Below are 18,707 nucleotides of genomic sequence, written 5' to 3' on the forward strand. Positions count from 1 at the left end.
CGGCGGGAACTCCCGCCGCGTGTCACTCACCGAAGATTACTTCACGTCCATCTTCGGGAATTCCATTTCGCTGTACTTCACGACACGGGTGCCTTGCGACAGCTTGTAACCGAACCAAATCAGCAGGAACAGCGGAATGCCGATGTAGGTCGCGGTCACGCCGTACCAGTCAATCTTGTCTTGCAGGAAAGCCTGGTAATTCTGGCCCAGGGTAATGATCAGGCACAGCACGAAGGCGAAGATCGGCCCCAGCGGGAAGAACCCGGAACGGTACGGTAAGTCGTTGAGATCGCGCCCCTGCAGCATGTAACCGCGACGGAAACGGTAGTGGCTGATGGCGATGCCCAACCAGGCGATGAAGCCGGTCATGCCCGAGGTATTCAGCAGCCACAGGTAAACCGACTGGTTGCCGAACATCGAGGTCAGGAAGCACAGCCCGGCCACCACGCAGGTCGCGTACAGCGCGTTGCGCGGCACGCCGCCTTTCGACAGCTTGGCGAAGATGCGCGGCGCTTTGCCTTCGGACGCCAGGGTGAACAGCATGCGGGTCGATGCGTACATGCCCGAGTTACCGGCGGACAACACCGCCGTCAGGATCACCGCGTTCATCACCGCCGCCGCCGACAGCAGGCCGGCATGCTGGAACACCAGGGTGAACGGGCTGACGCTGATGTCTTTCACATCATTGCGCAGCAGGCTCGGATCGGTATACGGAATGATCAGGCTGATGATCAGAATGGCGAAGATATAGAACAGCAGGATACGCCAAAACACCTGACGCACCGCGCGCGGGATGTTTTTACCCGGATTTTCCGATTCGCCGGCCGCGATGCCGATAAGTTCTGTGCCCTGGAACGAGAAGCCGACGATCATGGCCACGCCGATCATCGCCGAGAAGCCGCCGGCGAACGGCGCATCCCCAATGGTCCAGTTCTGCCAGCCGGCATGCTCGCCGCCTTTCAGAATGCCGACAATCATCAGCACGCCGACGGCGATGAAAATAATCACGGTGCTGACCTTGATCAGCGCGAACCAGTATTCCGCCTCGCCGAACCCTTTCACCGAAATGTAGTTCAGCAGGAACATCAGGCCGAGGAACAGCGCGCTCCAAACCCAGCCGGGAGTGTCCGGGAACCAGTAGCTCATCACCAATTGCGAAGCCACCAGGTCAACGGCGATGGTCACCGCCCAGTTGTACCAGTAGTTCCAGCCCAGTGCGAAGCCAAAGCCTTCTTCCACGTATTTGGCGCCGTAGGTGGAGAATGAACCGGAGACCGGCATAAAGGCCGCCAGTTCGCCCAGACTGGTCATCAGGAAGTACACCATCAAACCGATCAGAGCGTAAGACAGCAGCGCCCCGCCGGGGCCGGCCTGAGAAACCGTGGCGCCCGAGGCGACGAACAGGCCGGTGCCGATGGAGCCGCCGATGGCGATCATGGTCAAATGCCGGGCTTTCAGCTCGCGGCGCAATCCGGGAGCTTGCTGCCCCGATGTTTTTATATCCTGCTGAGCCATTCGTTCCCTATCTATCTGCTCTTCGAAAAATGAGGGCGGATTGTAACAAATACCCGCCGGTGAACTAGCAACATTGCACCGATATAAGATAGCTTCATAATTCAGAGGCAATTATTAGCCGCGGCCCTTATGGCCTTACTTACGCTCATTAATGTGAGCGCGCGCAGGTTTTTATGCTTTCTTTTGCCTGCGTGGCGATAGAAGACGTGACGCGCTGTCGATTACAACGCGCAATAGCTGAGAAAACGCTGCAAGGCGTTGGAAATGTGCTTTTGCCGATGGCGGATCAGGTACAGAGTGCGCCGCAGCGGCGGCAGCGGCACCGGCACCGGCAGTTCCACCAGCGAGCCGCTGGCCAACTGCTCCGCCACCACGCGCCGTGACAGGCAACTGATGCCGATACCGTGCCGCACCGCATGCTTGATCGCCTCCGAGTTGCCGAGCTCCATCACCAGCTGGAAGTGCGGCAGGTGCGCCAGCAGCAGATGATCCAGCACCTCGCGGGTGCCCGAACCGCGCTCGCGCAGGATCCAAGGCGCATTCGCCAGCGCCTCCAGCGTCGGCGGCTGGCGGGTCAAGGGATTGTCCGGCGCGGCGAACACCACCAGCTCATCCTCCAGCCACGGCTGCGTCACCAGCTCCGGCATATGGCAAGGCCCTTCGATCAGCCCCAGATCGACGCGGAAATCCGCCACCGCCACGATCACGTCCTGGCTGTTGCCAACGTTCAGCTCCAGCGGCGTGGCCGGAAAGTCCCGGCGGTAACGGGCGATCATCTCCGGCAGCATGTAGTTGCCGATGGTGCTGCTGGCGGCGATGCGCAACGCCCCCCCGTCATGGCGAAACAGCTGCTCGATCTCCCCCGCCTGCTCCAGCAGCGCCAGCGCCTTGGGATACAGCAACCGGCCGTGTTCGTTGATCACCAGCCGTTTGCCGACGCGATCGAACAGCTGCACGCCCAGTTGCCCCTCCAGATCCGCCAGCGCCGCGCTGACCGCCGACTGCGACAGCGCCAGCACCACCGAGGCCTGAGTGGTCGAACCGCTTTTCAGCACTTCGGTGAAGACTTCCAGTTGACGCAACGTGATATGCATAGCCGTCCCGGTATTGAAAAAGGGTTCTGCCAGAGAACCGCAAAATTAATGTCAACATGATGTGGGTAGCCCGGCCAGGCTACCCCGTTTGCGGCCAGTTCGGCGCGCTACTTGCCCAAGGCGACCAGCTGCGCCGCCGCGGCCAGCGCCGCCTCGCGCGGCGTGCCGGCTTCGTCCCGCTGTATCAATTGCAGCATCGCCACGAGATGGTCGCGGTCGATCGCCTTGTTTTCTTCAATCAACCGCCGCACCGCGCGCCCCACTTCCTGATCTACCTGCTCTCTGCGTTGATCGTCGGTATCCATCGCCTGCTCCTGTTCAGTTGGAAAGTTGACGGCGGCTTGCCGCTCCACCTCACCCTAGCCGCAATGCGACTTTATGCCAATGCCTGACGCAATACCACTTATTCAGATAGGTTATAAATATATAATCAATTTCTCTTTTATTCAGCCCAAACGTACTCTTAGCAGCAAGAAACAGACTGAAGGACTGACTTTTATGGCGACTGATACCACTCACACTTACCCCGAGCGACGCTTTCCGCTGTTCGGCCTGCCGCGGCTGGTGCCGGGGCTGGCGCTGACCGGCGCGCTCACCGCGCTGGCCGTCTGGGCCGGCGATATTCCCTGGGTGGCGGAGCTGGGGCTGGGGGCGTTGACGCTGGCGATCCTGATCGGCATTCTGGTGGGCAACACGCTGTACCCCCGCTGGCAAACCGTTTGTCACGGCGGCGTGCAGCTGGCCAAACAGCGCCTGCTGCGTTTGGGGATTATTCTTTACGGCTTCCGGCTGACCTTTCAGCAGATCGCCGACGTGGGCGCCAGCGGCATTATCATCGACGCGCTGACCCTGATCACCACCTTCCTGCTGGCCTGTTGGCTCGGCAAGAAAGTGTTCGGCATCGACAGCCAGACCGCGATACTGATCGGCGCCGGCAGCAGCATTTGCGGCGCGGCGGCGGTGATGGCCACCGAGCCGGTGCTGAAGGCCGACTCCAGCAAAGTGGCGGTGGCGGTTTCGACCGTGGTGGTGTTCGGCACCCTGGCTATCTTCGTCTATCCGTGGCTGTATCAGTTGAATGAACACTTCCAGTGGCTGCCGTTCAGCCAGGAAACCTTCGGCATCTACGCCGGCTCCACCATTCACGAAGTGGCTCAGGTGGTCGCCGCCGGGCACGCCATCGGGCCGGACGCCGAAAATGCGGCGGTGATCGCCAAGATGATCCGCGTGATGATGCTGGCGCCGTTCCTGCTGCTGCTGTCGGGCTACATCAGCCGCGGCAGCGCAGGCAAGGCGGAAAAATCCGCCATCACCATTCCGTGGTTCGCCGTGCTGTTTATCGCCGTCGCCGGGCTGAACTCCTTCAACCTGCTGCCGGCCACGCTGGTGCGCCATCTGATCACCGCCGACACCTGGATGCTGGCGATGGCGATGGCGGCGCTGGGGTTGACCACCCACATCAGCGCCGTGCGCCAGGCCGGGGTGAAACCGATTCTGTTGGCGACGCTGCTGTTCGTCTGGCTGCTGGTCGGCGGCGGCGCGATAAACCAACTGGTGCAACACCTGCTGTAATCGCCCTCGGCGGCCCGCTTCGGCGGGCCGCCGCTTTTCGCCATTCAATCCGCCCGCCATCAATGCCATAATGTCACCGATAACACAGGAGAATGAAGATGAAGTTTGTCGGTGCACATGTCAGCGCGTCAGGCGGCGTGGATCAGGCGGTTATCCGCGCGCACGAATTGGAGGCGACCGCGTTCGCCCTGTTCACCAAAAATCAGCGTCAATGGAAGGCCGCGCCGCTGGCCGCCGACGTTATCGATAAGTTCAAGAGCGCCTGCGCCCAGTACGGCTTCGGGCCGGGGCAGATCCTGCCGCACGACAGCTACCTGATCAACCTGGGCCACCCGGTGGCCGAGGCGTTGGAAAAATCGCGCGAGGCGTTTATCGACGAGCTGCAGCGCTGCGAACAGCTGGGGCTGACGCTGCTGAACTTCCACCCCGGCAGCCACCTGCTGCAAATCGATGAAGACAAGTGCCTGGCGCGCATCGCCGAATCGATCAATATCGCGCTGGATAAAACCGCCGGCGTGACGGCGGTGATCGAGAACACCGCCGGCCAGGGCAGCAACCTGGGCTTCAAATTCGAACACCTGGCGGCGATCATCGACGGCGTGGAAGACAAAAGCCGCGTCGGCGTCTGCATCGACACCTGCCACGCCTTCGCCGCCGGGTACGATCTGCGTACCGAAGAAGACTGCGAGCATACCTTCAAGCAGTTGGGCGACATCGTCGGCTTCAATTACCTGCGCGGCATGCACCTGAACGATGCCAAGAGCGAGTTCAACAGCCGCGTCGACCGCCACCACAGCCTGGGGGAAGGCAACATCGGCAAAACGGTGTTCAGCTACATCATGCGCGATCCGCGTTTCGACAATATCCCGCTGATTCTGGAAACGGTAAACCCGGACATCTGGGCGGAAGAGATCGCCTGGCTGAAAGCGCAGCAGTAACGCGGCGCCCAAACGACAAAACCGGAGCCTGGGCTCCGGTTTTTTTATGGCTGGATCGCCGTTACGCCACGCTGGCCGCCGGTACTTCAGCACGTTTCAGCAGGGCATAAGCCACCCCGGCCAACAGCGTGCCGGCGGCGATCGCTACCAGGTACAGCAGCACCGGCGAAATCGCGCCCGGGATCAGCAGCACGAACAGCCCGCCGTGCGGCGCCATCAGTTTGGCGCCGAACGCCATCGACAGCGCGCCGGTCAGCGCCCCGCCGGCGATGCAGCACGGCAGCACGCGCATCGGATCGCGGGCGGCGAACGGAATCGCCCCTTCGGTGATGAAGCACAGCCCCAGCACCAACGCCGCCTTGCCGCCTTCCTGTTCGGATTTCGGGAACTTGCGGCGCGCCAGCAGCGTCGCCAGACCCATCGCCAGCGGTGGCACCATGCCCGCCGCCATGATTGCCGCCATCGGCGCATACACCGAGGAACTGAGCAGCGCCACGCCGAATGCATAGGCCGCTTTGTTCACCGGGCCGCCCATGTCGGTGCACATCATGCCGCCGAGGATTGCCCCCAGCAGTACGGCGTTGGCGGTGCCCAGCGATTGCAGCCAATGGGTCAGGCCTTCCATGATTTTCGCCACCGGCGTGCCGACCACGTAAATCATGATGAGACCGGTGATCAGGCTGGCCACCAGCGGAATGATCAAGATAGGTTTCAGCGCTTCCATACTCTGCGGCAGACGCAGCTTGCTGCTGATCGCCTTGGCGACGTAACCCGCCAGGAAACCGGCGATGATGCCACCGAGGAACCCGGCGCCGGTGCTCACCGCCAGCATGCCGCCGATCAGGCCCGGCGTCAGGCCCGGACGATCCGCGATGGAAAAGGCGATGAAACCGGCCAATACCGGCACCATCAGCGCGAAGGCGGAGCCGCCGCCGATCTGCATCAGCGCCGCCGCCAACGTGCCTTTGACTTCAAACGCCTTGATGCCGAACACGAAAGACAGCGCGATACACAGGCCGCCGGCCACCACCATCGGCAGCATGTAGGACACGCCGGTCAGCAGGTGACGATACGGGCCGTTGCCCTCTTTCTTCTTCGCCGCCGGCGCCGCGCCGCCGCGCTGCTGCGGCTGGAACACTTCAGCTTCGGCCAGCGCCTTGTCCAGTTCCTGCGCGGTTTTCTTCAGCGCCAGACCGGTGGAAGTACGATACATCGGTTTACCGGCAAACTTGTCCAGATCCACCTCGATGTCCGCCGCGACGATCACCAGATCCGCCGCCGCCACTTCTTCCGGGGTGATGGCGTTACCGGCGCCCACGGAGCCGCGCGTTTCCACTTTCACCCACCAGCCGCGTTTCTTCGCTTCACTTTCAATGGCTTCGGCCGCCATAAAGGTGTGCGCCACGCCGGTTGGGCAAGCGGTGATCGCCACGATGCGTTTTTGCCCATCGGCTTTCACCGGCGGCGCCGCCTGCCGTGCCTGATAGGTTTCAGCTTCGGCCCTGGCGCGCGCCAGAAAAGCGTCCGGTTCACGCACCGCCTGTTCTACATCGCCCACATACACCAATTTGCCGTTCAGCCCGGCGTCAGCAGGGGCAGCCTGCCCCGCCACCGCCACCAGTTCGGCGTCCTGCAGCGACTCGACCAGCGTCAGGCCGGTTTTGGCCGCGGCGGCCTCCAGCATGCGTTTCGCCAGGTGGCCACGGGCCTGCCCCAGCGAACTGTCTACCATCAGCAGCGTTTTCATTCTGCCTCCTGCTATTGATTGAAAGGTTTCAGATCGACGCGCGCCATCATCGCGGCCAACTGGGGACGATCGGTCACGCCGACGTTGCTCTGGCTGACCGCCAGCGCCGCTACCGCCGTGGCCAGACGCAGAGTGTGTTCGCTGGATTCGCGCATCAGCAGGCCGTAAATCAGACCGCCTACCATCGAATCGCCGGCGCCCACGGTGCTGACCACCTCACAGGACGGCGGTTTGGCGATCCAGGCGCCGGATGCGTTAACCCACAGCGCGCCTTCCGCGCCAAGGGAGATAACCACGTGGGCGATGCCCTGCTCGCGCAGCGCATGCGCGGCCTCGACCACGTCCGCCAGCGTCGGCAGCGGGCGACCGGCCCAGATTTCCAGCTCGCGGCGGTTCGGTTTGACCAGCCACGGCGAGGCCTTCAGCCCGGCGACCAGCGCTTCGCGGCTGCTGTCGAAAATGATGCACGGGCACTTGGCGCGCAGCTGGGTCATCCAGTCGGTAAAGGCGTCGGGATCGACGCCGGCCGGCAGGCTGCCGCTCACCGCCACCATGTCAAATTGGCCCAGCCAGCTCAGCGAGTCGCTGACGAAGCGATCCCAGTCCTGCGGCGTCACTTCGAAGCCGGAGAAATTGAAATCGGTCACTTCGCCGTCTTTTTCCGTCAGCTTGACGTTGATGCGGGTGCGCCCCGGCACCACCTGAAAGCGGTTGGCGATCCCCAGATCGCTGAACAGCAGCTGGAAACCGTCCTGATTGTCTTTGCCCAGGAAGCCGCCGACGGTGACGTCGATGCCCAAATCCTTCAACACCTTGGCGACGTTGATGCCCTTACCGGCGGCGTGCAGGCCGGCGGTTTTTACCCGGTTGACTTCCCCGCGCTCGATCTGCGGGCAGAAACCCACCAGATCGTACGCCGGGTTCAGGGTGATCGTTGCTACTCTTCTGCTCATGCTGCGCCCTCGCCCAGTCCTTCATTAATCGCTTCGCCTATCGCCTTCAGCGCGGCTTCAGCATCTTCTCCATTGGCGGTAAAGCGCAGGTGATGCCCTTTCTTCACGCCCAGCGCCACCACCTTCATCAGACTGCGCCCGTTGGCCGGCTTGCCGCTGCCGTCCAGGTTGGTGACGGTGATGTCACTGTTGAAACTTTTGATCACGTTGACCAGCGCCGTGCCCGGCCGCGCGTGCAGACCATGCTCGTTGCGGATCACGAATTCGGCGCTCAGCACGCTGCTTTCCTCAGCCACTTCACTGGTCAGCAGCGCCAGCACCCCGGCGGCATCCGCCTTCAGCAAACGTTCAGCTTTACTGGCCAGCAGCAGATCGCTGAGGTAGTTGAGCACCGCCAGCGGCTGCGCGTCGGCGACCGACACCGTCAGCAGCAGCGCCACCGGCTCGCCGTCTTCCACAAAAGCCTGCGCCGGGCGGCTGACGGTGGCCGCGCTGGCCAGGTTGCCTTCGACGCTGTCGCTCAGCCAGATGCCCTGCCCCAGGTTCAGCGGCTTGCGGGTGATGACATCACTGACGAACTGCGCGTTGACCGCGCCGGCCTTTTGCAGCCGGCCGGCGTTCAGCGCCTGCAGCGTCATCAGGCTGTCGGCGGCGACGTCGAGCGCAATCAGCGAGACGTCGAACTGGAATTCGGCGCTCTGCTGTTCGCCCATCAGCAGGCTGCGCAGTTCCTCCGCAGAGGTGGTTTGCGCCAGCCGCTCCGCCACGCTGTCATCGCTCAGGACGTGAGTGAGCTGGCGCAGCAGCGCCAAATGCTCGTCGGAGCGGGCGGCGATGCCGATCGCCACATAGGCGGTCTGGCCTTCGCCCCACGCAATGCCCTGCGGGAACTGGAACACCTGCACGCCGGTTTTCAACACCAGATCGCGAGTATCGGTGGTGCCGTGCGGAATGGCGATGCCGTTACCCAGATAGGTGGACGTCTGCAGTTCGCGCTGCAGCATGCCGTCCACGTAACCGGCGCTGACGCAGCCGGCGTCGGTCAGGGCGGCGGCCACCAGGCGGATGGCCTCTTGCTTACCGTCGGCAACGGCGCCCAGATGAATGTCTTGCGGTGACAACTGGAACATGATTCTCCTCTCCTGCTGAATTGAATCGTTTCAGCTTTATTGAGAAAAAGGAGCGTTACCCGTTCGCCACAAGCGGCCGGACAACGCTGAAACGTTTCAAGGAGTGTGTGAGCTGCACAAGACGAAAGCAAGCTTTCTCCCTTTCGCCATTGCAGATTTTTGAGCTTACGCACACTTTCATCGGCTCATTGGTCAGCGCCGGAGCAAAATGACATACTGTGCTGAAACTTTGCTGACGGAGAAAAGCATGAACGTAGTGACGGGCGTCGGGGTGATCATCGTCAACCCTCAAGGCGAGATTTTGTTGGGTAAACGCTGCGGCTCCCACGCGCCCTTTTGGTCGATCCCCGGCGGGCATCTGGATGCCGGTGAAACCTTCGAGCAGTGCGCCCAGCGCGAAATCGCCGAAGAAACCGGGTTGCTTATCGATCCGCCGCGCTTCGTTGGCGTCAGCAACAATCTGCAAACCTGGCGCGCCGAAGGCAAACACACCGTGTCTATCTGCCTGCAGGTGGATCACCCCGGCGGCAACGCCGAGCTGAAAGAGCCCGAGAAATGCGCCGAATGGCGCTGGTGCGCGCCGGACGCCCTGCCGGAACCCCATTTCGAAGCCAGCCGCACGGCGATCCGCCTGTGGCTGAGCGGCCAGGCCTATCTGCCCACGGCCTGACCCATCGCGAGCGCGCGCTGCGCCGCCCACCGCTATATAAAATAGAATATAACGCTATTTTTTGCGATATATGCCATTTTTTTGACTACGGATAACCCTATAGGGTTAACCCTCTTCTATCATTACCCCTGCAATCGACGTGGCATTCTGACCTCCGGTCGGTGGCCTTTTGGCAAGATTTTATTTTAAATTCATAATTATAAGCGGGTTTACCATGAGCAAAAAACTGACTGGCTTTGAAAAAAAGCGCCGGTGGGGATGGCTATGGCTTTTGCTGCTGGGGATTATCCTCGGCGCGGCGCTGTTGGCCGGGACCGCCACCGTCTTCCATAAAACCAGCGATACCACCTTCTGCGTTTCCTGCCACACCATGCAACAGCCGCTGGCCGAATATCAGGGCAGCGTCCACTTCCAAAACACCAAGGGCATCCGCGCCGAGTGCGCCGACTGCCACGTGCCGCACCAGCCGATCGACTACCTGTGGACCAAGATCCGCGCGGTGAAAGACATTTACGGCGAGATGGTCGGCACCATCGATACGCCGGAAAAATACGAAGCGCACAAGCTGGCGATGGCGCAGTCGGTCTGGAAAACGCTGAAAGAGAACGACTCGGCCACCTGCCGTTCCTGCCACAGCTACGACGCCATGGACATCACCGCCCAGCGCCCTGAGGCGCGCCTGCAACACCCGGTGGCGATCAAACAGGGCGAAACCTGCATCGACTGCCACAAGGGCGTGGCCCACATCCTGCCGGACATGAGCGGCGAAACCCAGGCCGGCGCCGCCGAGCTGGCGAAGGCCGCGGCGTTGACCGCCCCGGGCGCCACCACCCTCTACACCATCGCCACCGAACCGTTCTTCCTCGGCGCGGACGACAGCCATAACGCCGGCAACCTGATGCCGTCCACCGAAGTGCAGGTGGTGAAACAGGAGGGCGACAAGGTGCTGGCCACCGTGAGCGGCTGGCAGCAAGACGGCGTCAGCGAAGTGTTTTACGCCGCGCAGGGCAAGCGCATCCTCAGCGTGCTGCTGGGTGAGGACGCGCGCCAACAGCTGAAGACCGCGTCGACTCAGACCGATGCGGAAACCGGCCTGGTCTGGCATCAGGTTTCTTTGCAGGTGTGGCTGCCGCGCAAGCAGCTGATCGACGATCAGCAAAAAATCTGGCGTTACGCCGCGGACATGATGTCGGCCAACTGCACCGGCTGCCACGGGCTGACCGCGCTCGATCGCTTCAACGCCAACCAATGGATCGGCGTCATCAAAGGCATGGCGCCGCGCACCTCGCTGACGCAGGAACAGCTGCGCGTGCTGACGCAATACGTACAAAAACACGCCAGCGACATGCCACCTGCCGCACCGGCCAAGCTTTAAGGGAGAAGCGCAATGAGCAACCAACAACCGTTAAAAATGAGCCGCCGCCGCTTCCTGACCGGCGCCGCCGCGCTGACCGCCGCCCCGCTGCTGGCGGGCTTATGGCCCAAAGCGGCACTGGCGCAGGCCATCAGCGAAGCGCTGCCGCAGTTCATCGTCTTGCGTCAGGCGCAAAAAGGCATCCTGACCGGCGCCCACTGGGGCGCGTTTGAGGCCATCGTGCAGGACGGCAAGATGGTCGGCGTGCAGCCGGTGCAGGACGATCCGTATCCCAATGAGCTGATCACCATGGCGCCTTATCAGGTGCACGCCGAGAACCGCATCAAATACCCGATGGTGCGCAAAAGCTGGCTGGAAGGCGGCCCCGGCAGCCGCACCGAGCTGCGCGGCCGCGATGAGTGGGTGCGCGTCAGCTGGGACAAAGCGACCGAGCTGGTGTGCAATGAGATCGTTCGCCTGCAGAAAGATCACGGCCCGCAGTCGATCTACGCCGGTTCCTACGGCTGGAAAAGCGTCGGCATGCTGCACAACAGCCGCACGCTGCTGCAGCGCCTGATGAACCTGACCGGTGGTTTCCTCGGCTACGCCGGCGACTACTCCACCGGCGCGGCGCAGGTGATCATGTCGCACGTGGTCGGTTCGATGGAGGTCTACGAACAGCAGACCGCCTGGCCGAACGTGATCGAGAACAGCGAGTTGGTGATCCTGTGGGGCTGCAACCCGATGGTCACGCTGAAGAACAGTTGGAACGTGCCGGATCACGTCGGCCAGACCGGCTTCGAAGCGCTGAAGAAGAAAGGCACCCGAGTGATCAGCATCGATCCAGTGCACAATGACAGCGCCAAGTTCGTCAATGCGCAGTGGATCGCCCCGCGCCCTTACACCGACGGCGCCATGCTGATCGGCATCGCCCACACGCTGCTGACCGAGAAGCTGCATAACCCGGACTTCCTGAAAACCTATACCGTCGGCTTCGACAAGTTCCAGGCCTACCTGCTGGGCGAGAACGACGGCGTGGCGAAAACCGCCGAATGGGCGGCCGACATCAGCGGCGTCGATGCCGACACGCTGCGCGCGTTGGCGCGCGAGATGGCGAAGAGCCGCACCATGATCATGGGCGGCTGGGGCATTCAGCGTCAGCACCACGGCGAACAGCAGCACTGGCTGTTGGTGACGGTGGCGGCGATGCTCGGCCAAATCGGCCTGCCGGGCGGCGGCTTCGGCTTCAGCTACCACTATTCGTCCGGCGGCAGCCCGACCGCCAAGGGCGGCATCATCGCCGGCATCTCCGCCGGCAATGCGCCGAAGAACTCGCCGGCGCCGATCCCGGTGGCGCGCATCGCCGAATGCCTGAGCAATCCGGGCAAAACCATCGACTTCAACGGCGCCAAGGTCACCTACCCCGAGGTGAAAATGGTGTATGTGGCGGGCGGCAACACCTTCCACCAGCATCAGGACACCAATAACCTGGTCAAAGCCTGGCAGCGGCCGGACACCATCGTGGTCAACGAGCCTTACTGGACCGCCACCGCCAAGCATGCCGATATCGTGCTGCCGGCCACCACCAGCTACGAGCGCAACGATCTGGAAATGGGCGGCGACTATTCGCAGCTCTACGTGTTCCCGATGCATCAATGCGTGCCGCCGCAGCACGAATCGCGCAGCGACTTCGACATCTTCTCGGCGATGGCGGCCAGGCTGGGCGTGCAGGAAGCCTTTACCGAAGGCAAGGACGAAACCCAGTGGCTGAAAGGCATGTACGACGACATGAAAAACCAGGCGCGCGCCGCGCGGGTGGCGCTGCCGCCGTTCGACATGTTCTGGCAATCCAACAACTACGTGCGTTTCCCGGTGCCGGAGGCCAATAAGCAGTGGGTGCGCTTTGCCGACTATCGCGACAACCCGCTGCTTAACCCGCTGGGCACGCCGTCGGGCAAGATCGAAATCTACTCCGACGCCATCGCCAAAATGCATTATGCGGATTGCCCCGGCATCCCGACCTGGATGCCGCCGCACGAGTGGTATCGCGGGCCGGAAGCGGCCAAGTATCCGCTGTCGCTCAATACCGCGCACCCGACCAATCGGCTGCATTCCCAGCTCGACAATACGCCGCTGCGCAAGAAATACGCGGTGGCGGATCGTGAGGCGATCCTGATCCACCCGCAGGACGCGCAGCCGCGCGGCATCACCGGCGGCGATCTGGTGCGGGCGTTTAACGATCGCGGCCAGATCCTGGTGGGGGCGGTGGTCAGCGAAGACGTGCGGCCCGGCGTGGTGCGCATCAGCGAAGGCGCCTGGTTCGATCCGGCCGATCCGGCGCAGCCCGGCTCGCTGTGCAAGAACGGCAACGTCAACTGCCTGACCTTCGACATCGGCTCTTCCAGCCTGGCGCAGGGCAACTGCGGGCAGATGGCGCAGCTGCAGATCGAGAAATATCAGGGGCCGGCGCTGAAAAATACCGCACACGCGGTGCCGCAAGGCGCCTGATTTACCGGCAAGCAAGGGGGCGCGGCGCGCCCCTGTTTTCCTCGTCGCCGCGCGACAGAGTCGCTGACTCTGCGCCGAGGGATAGCGGTTTGCGTTTCTTTTCAACGGGCGTATGATGCGCGCGACCTCCCTTTTTCGACGAATTATCAACCGCCATGCCGACTTCATCCGCAGTAACGCGACGCACGCCCGATCTCACTTCGCTGGCCTTTTTGGCGGTGGCCTTCCTGACCGGTATCGCCGGCGCGTTGCAAACCCCGACGCTGAGCCTGTTTCTGGAAACCGAAGTCAAGGTGCGGCCGGCGCTGGTTGGGTTGTTCTTTACCGGCAGCGCGGTGATCGGCATTCTGGTCAGCCAGTTTCTCGCCGGCCGTTCGGATAAAAAAGGCGACCGCAAATCACTGATCTTCCTCTGCTGCATGCTGGGCGCGTTGGGGTTCACCCTGTTCGCCTGGAGCCGCAACTATTACCTGCTGCTGCTCGTCGGCGTGCTGCTCACCAGCTTCGGCTCCACCGCTAACCCGCAAATGTTCGCGCTGGCGCGCGAACACGCCGATCGCACCGGGCGCGAGGCGGTGATGTTCACCTCTATCATGCGCGCCCAGGTCTCGCTCGCCTGGGTAATCGGCCCGCCGATCGCCTTCGCGCTGGCGCTGGGATTCGGCTTCAAGACCCTGTATCTGGCGGGCGCGGCGGCCTTTGTGTTGTGCGGCCTGCTGGTGTGGCAGCGGTTGCCTTCGATGCCGAAAGCCGTGGCGACGGGCGCCCCGCTGGCCGCGCCGCGGCAGCATCGCCGCGATGCGCTGCTGCTGTTCGCCGCCTGCACCCTGATGTGGACCGCCAACAGCATGTACCTGATCACTATGCCGCTGTATGTAGTGCACGAACTGCGGCTGCCGGAGCGGCTGGCCGGGATATTGATGGGCGCCGCCGCCGGGCTGGAGATCCCCATCATGCTGCTCGCCGGGCTGGCGGCGAAACGCTGCGGCAAGCGTTTCCTGATGCGCGTGGCGGCGGCCGCCGGCGTGCTGTTCTACGCTGGTCTGCTGCTTATCACCGGCAGTGGGCAACTCATCGCTCTGCAGCTGCTGAATGCGGCGTTTATCGGCGTGCTGGCGGGGATAGGCATGCTCTATTTCCAGGATTTGATGCCCGGTCAGGCCGGCACGGCCACCACGCTGTTCACCAATACCATTCGGGTGGGTTGGATCATCGCCGGCGCCCTCGCCGGCGCGGTGGCGGAAATCTGGAGCTACCATGCGGTGTTTTACGCCGCGCTGGCGATGGCGGCAGGCGCGACGCTGTGTCTGTGGCGGTTGAAAGACGCTTAAGGCGCGGTGTCCGCTTCCAGCCTGGCGAGATAAATCAGCGCCTGATCGCGGTGATCGTGGCACATGTCGCGGCTCGGCTGCAGGCTGCCGCACACCTTCGGCCGCAACGGCGAATGAAACAGGCCGCAGCGCAGCCGTTCATCCAGATGAATGCAGCGGGTATTGGCGGGCTTGCCGTTCGGCATGCCGGGGATCGGGCTGGATATTGACGGCGCGATACAGCAGGCGCCGCAGTCGCTGCGACAGTCCATCAGCGCTACTCCTGGCGGGCTGGGGAAAAGAAGCGCGACAATAGCAGCCGCGCGCGGTGGCCGCCAGCAGAATCCCTGCGCCTTGGCGATCTTTACACTCGTCCCGCAACCCTCTTACCCCGGCCGATTCACCGCATGGCGAATAAACGCCCAAAAAGCCGCAATTTAAAGACAAAAACGCGTGAAGCGTGCAATTCCCACGCTTTACATGCGCCATACACACATGTACCATTGAGCTAGTACAAAAGAACCTCTTCCCTCAGGAGCACGCATGTCTACGGACACCATCCAGAAGCTGGCCCGCCCTTCCGTCCTCGGCGGCGCGATGATCATTGCCGGAACCGCCGTTGGCGCCGGCATGTTTTCCATTCCGATCGTCACTTCCGGTGTCTGGTTCAGCGGCTCCGTCGCGCTGCTGGTGTATACCTGGGCCTGCATGCTGCTTTCCGGCCTGATGATCCTCGAAGCCACGCTGCACTACCCGAGCGGCGCCAGCTTCAACACCATGGTCAAGGATCTGCTGGGCAAAGGCTGGAACGCCGTGAACGGCCTGTCGGTGGCGTTCGTGCTGTACATCCTGACCTACGCCTATATCTCCGCCGGCGGCTCGATCATCGCGCACACGCTGGAGGGCATCGTCGGCGTCGGCCAGACCACCGCCGGCCTGGTGTTCGCGCTGGTCGTGGCGTTTATCGTCTGGCTCTCCACCCGCGCGGTCGACCGCCTGAGCACCATTCTGATCGGCGGTATGGTGATCACCTTCGTGATGTCGGTGGGCGACATGTTTACCCACGTGCAGCCCGCGGTGCTGTTCAACACCGGCGATGACCAGGCCAGCTATCTGCCTTACGCCCTGGCGGCGTTGCCTTACCTGCTGACCTCGTTCGGCTACCACGGCAACATTCCCGGGCTGGTGAAGTACTACCACAAGGACAGCGGCTCCGTGGTGCGCAGCCTGGTGTACGGCACCCTGCTGGCATTGGCTATCTACATCCTGTGGCAGTATGTGATTCAGGGCAATATCGCGCGCGACGCCTTTAAGCAGGTGATCGCCGAGGGCGGCAATATCGGCAGCCTGCTCAAGCAAATGGGCAACGTCTCCAGCAGCCAGACCGTCAGCCAACTGCTGAACGCCTTCTCTTATATGGCGCTGGCCAGCTCGTTCCTCGGCGTGTCGCTGGGCCTGTTCGACTACCTGGCGGACTTCTGCAAGTTCAAGGACGACGCCGTCGGGCGCAGCAAGACCGCGCTGGTGACCTTTGTGCCGCCGACCCTGGCCGCGCTGCTGTTCCCGAACGGTTTCCTGTACGCCATCGGCTTCGCCGGGCTGGCGGCCACCATCTGGGCGGTGATCGTGCCGGCGCTGATGGCGCGCGCCAGCCGCCGCCGCTATCCGCAGGCCGGTTACCGCGCACCGGGCGGCAACGGCGTGATCCTGTTCGTCATCCTGTTCGGCTTGATCAACGCCGCCGCACATATTCTGTCGCTGTTCGGCCTGCTGCCGGTCTTCCGGTAATCCTCGAAGGGAGAGCGCCTGCTCTCCCTTTCCCGCACTGTTTTTACGCCGGGCTATTGCCTGAAATCGGCGGCGCGAGTACCTTGTCGCAACTTCTCTAATACTCTTCATTGCGGATGAATTGAAATGGCAAGAGCTAACGAAATTAAGCGCGGCATGGCGATCAGCTACAACGGCAAGCTGCTGCTGGTAAAAGATATCGACGTGCAGAGCCCGAGCGCCCGCGGCGCCAGCACCCTGTACAAAATGCGCTTCTCCGACGTGCGCACCGGCCTGAAAGTGGAAGAACGCTTCAAGGGCGACGATATCCTGGACACCATTTCCCTGTCGCGCCGCAAGGTGAACTTCTCCTATATCGACGGCGAAGAATACGTGTTCATGGATGACGAAGATTACACGCCGTACATCTTCAAGAAAGACCAGATCGAAGACGAGCTGCTGTTCATTCCGGAAGGCGGCCTGCCGGGCATGCAGGTGCTGACGCTGGATGGCCAGGTGCTGGCGCTGGAGCTGCCGCAGACCGTGGATATGGAAATCGTCGAGACCGCGCCGGGCATCAAAGGCGCTTCCGCCAGCGCCCGCAACAAACCGGCCACCATGGCGACCGGTCTGGTGATCCATGTGCCGGAATACCTCAGCGCCGGCGACAAGATCCGCATTCATATCGCCGAACGCCGCTACATGAGCCGCGCCGACTAGTCGCGCCAGCGGGGCCGATGCTCGGCCCCGTTTCATTTTCCGCTACGGCAATTCCGGGAAAAAGCGCCGCTTGAGCGCCAGCTCGACGCCGCGCAGCTCCGCCAGCCCTTTCAACCGCCCGATGGCCGAATAGCCCGGATTGGTTTTCTTTTTCAAATCGTCCAGCATCTGATGCCCATGATCGGGGCGCATCGGGATCGGCCGCCGATCGCCCGCCCGCTGCCGACGCAGTTCTTCGGTCAGGATCGCTTCGATCACCGCCACCATGTCCACATCGCCCTGCAGATGCGCCCCCTCGTGGAAGCTTTTCGGGTTCTCCTCGCGGCAGGTGGCGCGCAGGTGGGTAAAGTGAATGCGATCGCCGAAGGTTTCAATCATCCGCACCAGATCGTTGTCGGCGCGCACGCCGTAGGAACCGGTGCACAGGGTGAAGCCGTTATGAATGCTGTCGACGGTCTGCTTCAGCCACTGCATGTCTTCAATCGTGGAGACGATGCGCGGCAGGCCGAGGATCGGCCGCGGCGGATCGTCGGGATGCACCGCCAGCCGGATGCCGGCCTCTTCCGCCACCGGCACGATGGCGCGCAGAAAGGCCGCCATGTTTTCGCGCAGCTGCGCCTTGTCGATGCCGTCGTATTCCGCCAGGCGGCGGCGGAACTGCTCCAGCGTATAACCTTCTTCCGCCCCAGGCAGCCCGGCGATGATATTGCCCGTCAGCGTGGCTTTCTCCTCCTCGCTCATGGCGGCGAAATAGGCTGCCGCCTGACTGCGCTCTTGCGGCGTATAGTCGGCCTCGGCGCCGGCGCGCTGCAGGATATGCAGCTCGAACGCGGCGAAGGCGATCTGATCGAAACGCAGCGCTTTGGCGCCGTCCGGCAGCGAATAGGCCAGATCGGTGCGCGTCCAGTCGAGGATCGGCATGAAGTTGTAGCAGACGGTATCGATGCCGCAGGCCGCCAGGTTGCGCAGCGTCTGCTGGTAATGGGCGATATGCCGCTGCCAGTCACCGCTGTGAGTTTTGATTTCCTCATGTACCGGCACGCTCTCGACCACCGACCACACCAGTCCTTTTTCCGCCAGTAACGTCTGGCGCGCGCGGATCTCATCGATCGGCCAGACTTCGCCGTTCGCGATATGATGCAGCGCCGTCACCACCCCGGTCGCCCCGGCCTGACGCACGTCGTCCAAAGAAACCGGATCGTTCGGGCCATACCAACGCCATGTTTGTTCCATGTATTGTCCTTATGCCTGTCTCGCACCGCAATGCTGTTATACCAGTTTAATTTAGATGTCAGTTATCTTTAACTTACTCTTTCGCCACGCGCTGTCAAAACCGAACCCCTCATTGGTTGATCCACTTCACGCTTCTGGCTTATTTTGGACTGACCAATTCCTTTAACCGGCCGACATCCTTACACTGGTCGCAGTT

Annotated in this window: 16 protein-coding genes; 8 read left to right on the forward strand and 8 right to left on the reverse strand. The window is 62.4% G+C overall.

Going from position 1 to position 18,707, the window contains the following annotated elements:
* Window positions 1-36: 36 nt before the first annotated feature.
* From IT763_RS15525 to IT763_RS15535, 3 genes are all read right to left on the reverse strand, one after another.
* Window positions 37-1,515, reverse strand: a complete 1,479-nt coding sequence (locus tag IT763_RS15525) for an amino acid permease (protein ID WP_028127733.1) — start codon at window positions 1,513-1,515, stop codon at window positions 37-39.
* Between the two features lie 221 nt (window positions 1,516-1,736).
* Window positions 1,737-2,609: a DNA-binding transcriptional regulator YeiE gene (yieE, locus tag IT763_RS15530; RefSeq protein WP_206194819.1), complete on the reverse strand. Its 873-nt coding sequence runs from the start codon at window positions 2,607-2,609 to the stop codon at window positions 1,737-1,739.
* 107 nt (window positions 2,610-2,716) lie between these two features.
* A complete protein-coding gene (locus IT763_RS15535) occupies window positions 2,717-2,914 on the reverse strand; it encodes a hypothetical protein (RefSeq protein ID WP_016926990.1) in 198 nt (65 codons plus the stop codon).
* Window positions 2,915-3,107: 193 nt separating this feature from the next.
* On the opposite strand from IT763_RS15535, the gene IT763_RS15540 reads away from it, so the two are divergent.
* Together IT763_RS15540 and nfo are read left to right on the forward strand one after the other, a co-directional pair.
* Window positions 3,108-4,181 (forward strand): YeiH family putative sulfate export transporter, encoded by a 1,074-nt coding sequence (locus tag IT763_RS15540; protein WP_097101661.1) that lies wholly within the window; start codon window positions 3,108-3,110, stop codon window positions 4,179-4,181.
* Between the two features lie 98 nt (window positions 4,182-4,279).
* Entirely contained in the window at window positions 4,280-5,119 is an 840-nt protein-coding gene (gene nfo, locus IT763_RS15545) for a deoxyribonuclease IV (protein WP_049205268.1), read from the forward strand.
* Window positions 5,120-5,180: 61 nt separating this feature from the next.
* Here the strand turns inward: nfo and fruA are convergent, their stop codons facing one another.
* From fruA to fruB, 3 genes are read right to left on the reverse strand one after another with little or no spacing between them, the layout of a single operon-like run.
* Window positions 5,181-6,866, reverse strand: coding sequence for a PTS fructose transporter subunit IIBC (fruA, locus tag IT763_RS15550; RefSeq protein WP_049298894.1), 1,686 nt, complete (start codon window positions 6,864-6,866; stop codon window positions 5,181-5,183).
* An 11-nt stretch (window positions 6,867-6,877) separates the two neighbouring features.
* Entirely contained in the window at window positions 6,878-7,819 is a 942-nt protein-coding gene (gene fruK, locus IT763_RS15555; RefSeq protein ID WP_015378523.1) for a 1-phosphofructokinase, read from the reverse strand.
* Window positions 7,816-8,949 carry a fused PTS fructose transporter subunit IIA/HPr protein gene (gene fruB / locus IT763_RS15560; protein ID WP_033639846.1) on the reverse strand — a complete coding sequence of 378 codons (1,134 nt, stop codon included), beginning with the start codon at window positions 8,947-8,949 and terminating at the stop codon, window positions 7,816-7,818. The genes fruK and fruB overlap by 4 nt, the downstream gene beginning before the upstream one ends.
* A 247-nt stretch (window positions 8,950-9,196) precedes the next feature.
* Between fruB and IT763_RS15565 the strand changes: the two genes are divergently transcribed.
* The 4 genes from IT763_RS15565 (at window position 9,197) to IT763_RS15580 (ending at window position 14,812) form a co-directional block, all read left to right on the forward strand.
* A complete protein-coding gene (locus IT763_RS15565; protein ID WP_016926985.1) occupies window positions 9,197-9,619 on the forward strand; it encodes an NUDIX hydrolase in 423 nt (140 codons plus the stop codon).
* A gap of 214 nt (window positions 9,620-9,833) precedes the next feature.
* A complete protein-coding gene (locus IT763_RS15570) occupies window positions 9,834-10,994 on the forward strand; it encodes a NapC/NirT family cytochrome c (protein WP_016926984.1) in 1,161 nt (386 codons plus the stop codon).
* A 12-nt stretch (window positions 10,995-11,006) separates the two neighbouring features.
* The gene (torA, locus tag IT763_RS15575) at window positions 11,007-13,481 is read left to right on the forward strand and encodes a trimethylamine-N-oxide reductase TorA (protein ID WP_016926983.1); all 2,475 of its coding nucleotides are present in this window, start codon (window positions 11,007-11,009) and stop codon (window positions 13,479-13,481) included.
* A 155-nt stretch (window positions 13,482-13,636) separates the two neighbouring features.
* Entirely contained in the window at window positions 13,637-14,812 is a 1,176-nt protein-coding gene (locus IT763_RS15580; RefSeq protein ID WP_016926982.1) for a sugar efflux transporter, read from the forward strand.
* Here IT763_RS15580 and IT763_RS15585 read toward each other — a convergent pair.
* Complete coding sequence (locus tag IT763_RS15585) at window positions 14,809-15,063, reverse strand: YkgJ family cysteine cluster protein (RefSeq protein WP_015378527.1); 255 nt, start codon at window positions 15,061-15,063, stop codon at window positions 14,809-14,811. The genes IT763_RS15580 and IT763_RS15585 overlap by 4 nt on opposite strands.
* Before the next feature lie 271 nt (window positions 15,064-15,334).
* On the opposite strand from IT763_RS15585, the gene mtr reads away from it, so the two are divergent.
* Both mtr and yeiP read left to right on the forward strand, forming a co-directional pair.
* Window positions 15,335-16,579, forward strand: a complete 1,245-nt coding sequence (gene mtr / locus IT763_RS15590) for a tryptophan permease (RefSeq protein WP_047025330.1) — start codon at window positions 15,335-15,337, stop codon at window positions 16,577-16,579.
* A gap of 126 nt (window positions 16,580-16,705) precedes the next feature.
* Window positions 16,706-17,278: an elongation factor P-like protein YeiP gene (yeiP, locus tag IT763_RS15595; protein WP_004935725.1), complete on the forward strand. Its 573-nt coding sequence runs from the start codon at window positions 16,706-16,708 to the stop codon at window positions 17,276-17,278.
* Between the two features lie 42 nt (window positions 17,279-17,320).
* Here the strand turns inward: yeiP and uxuA are convergent, their stop codons facing one another.
* Entirely contained in the window at window positions 17,321-18,511 is a 1,191-nt protein-coding gene (gene uxuA / locus IT763_RS15600) for a mannonate dehydratase (protein WP_049300476.1), read from the reverse strand.
* Window positions 18,512-18,707 lie beyond the last annotated feature (196 nt).

It is taken from the genome of Serratia sp. CMO1, assembly GCF_015689115.1.
Lineage (GTDB): Bacteria > Pseudomonadota > Gammaproteobacteria > Enterobacterales > Enterobacteriaceae > Serratia > Serratia marcescens.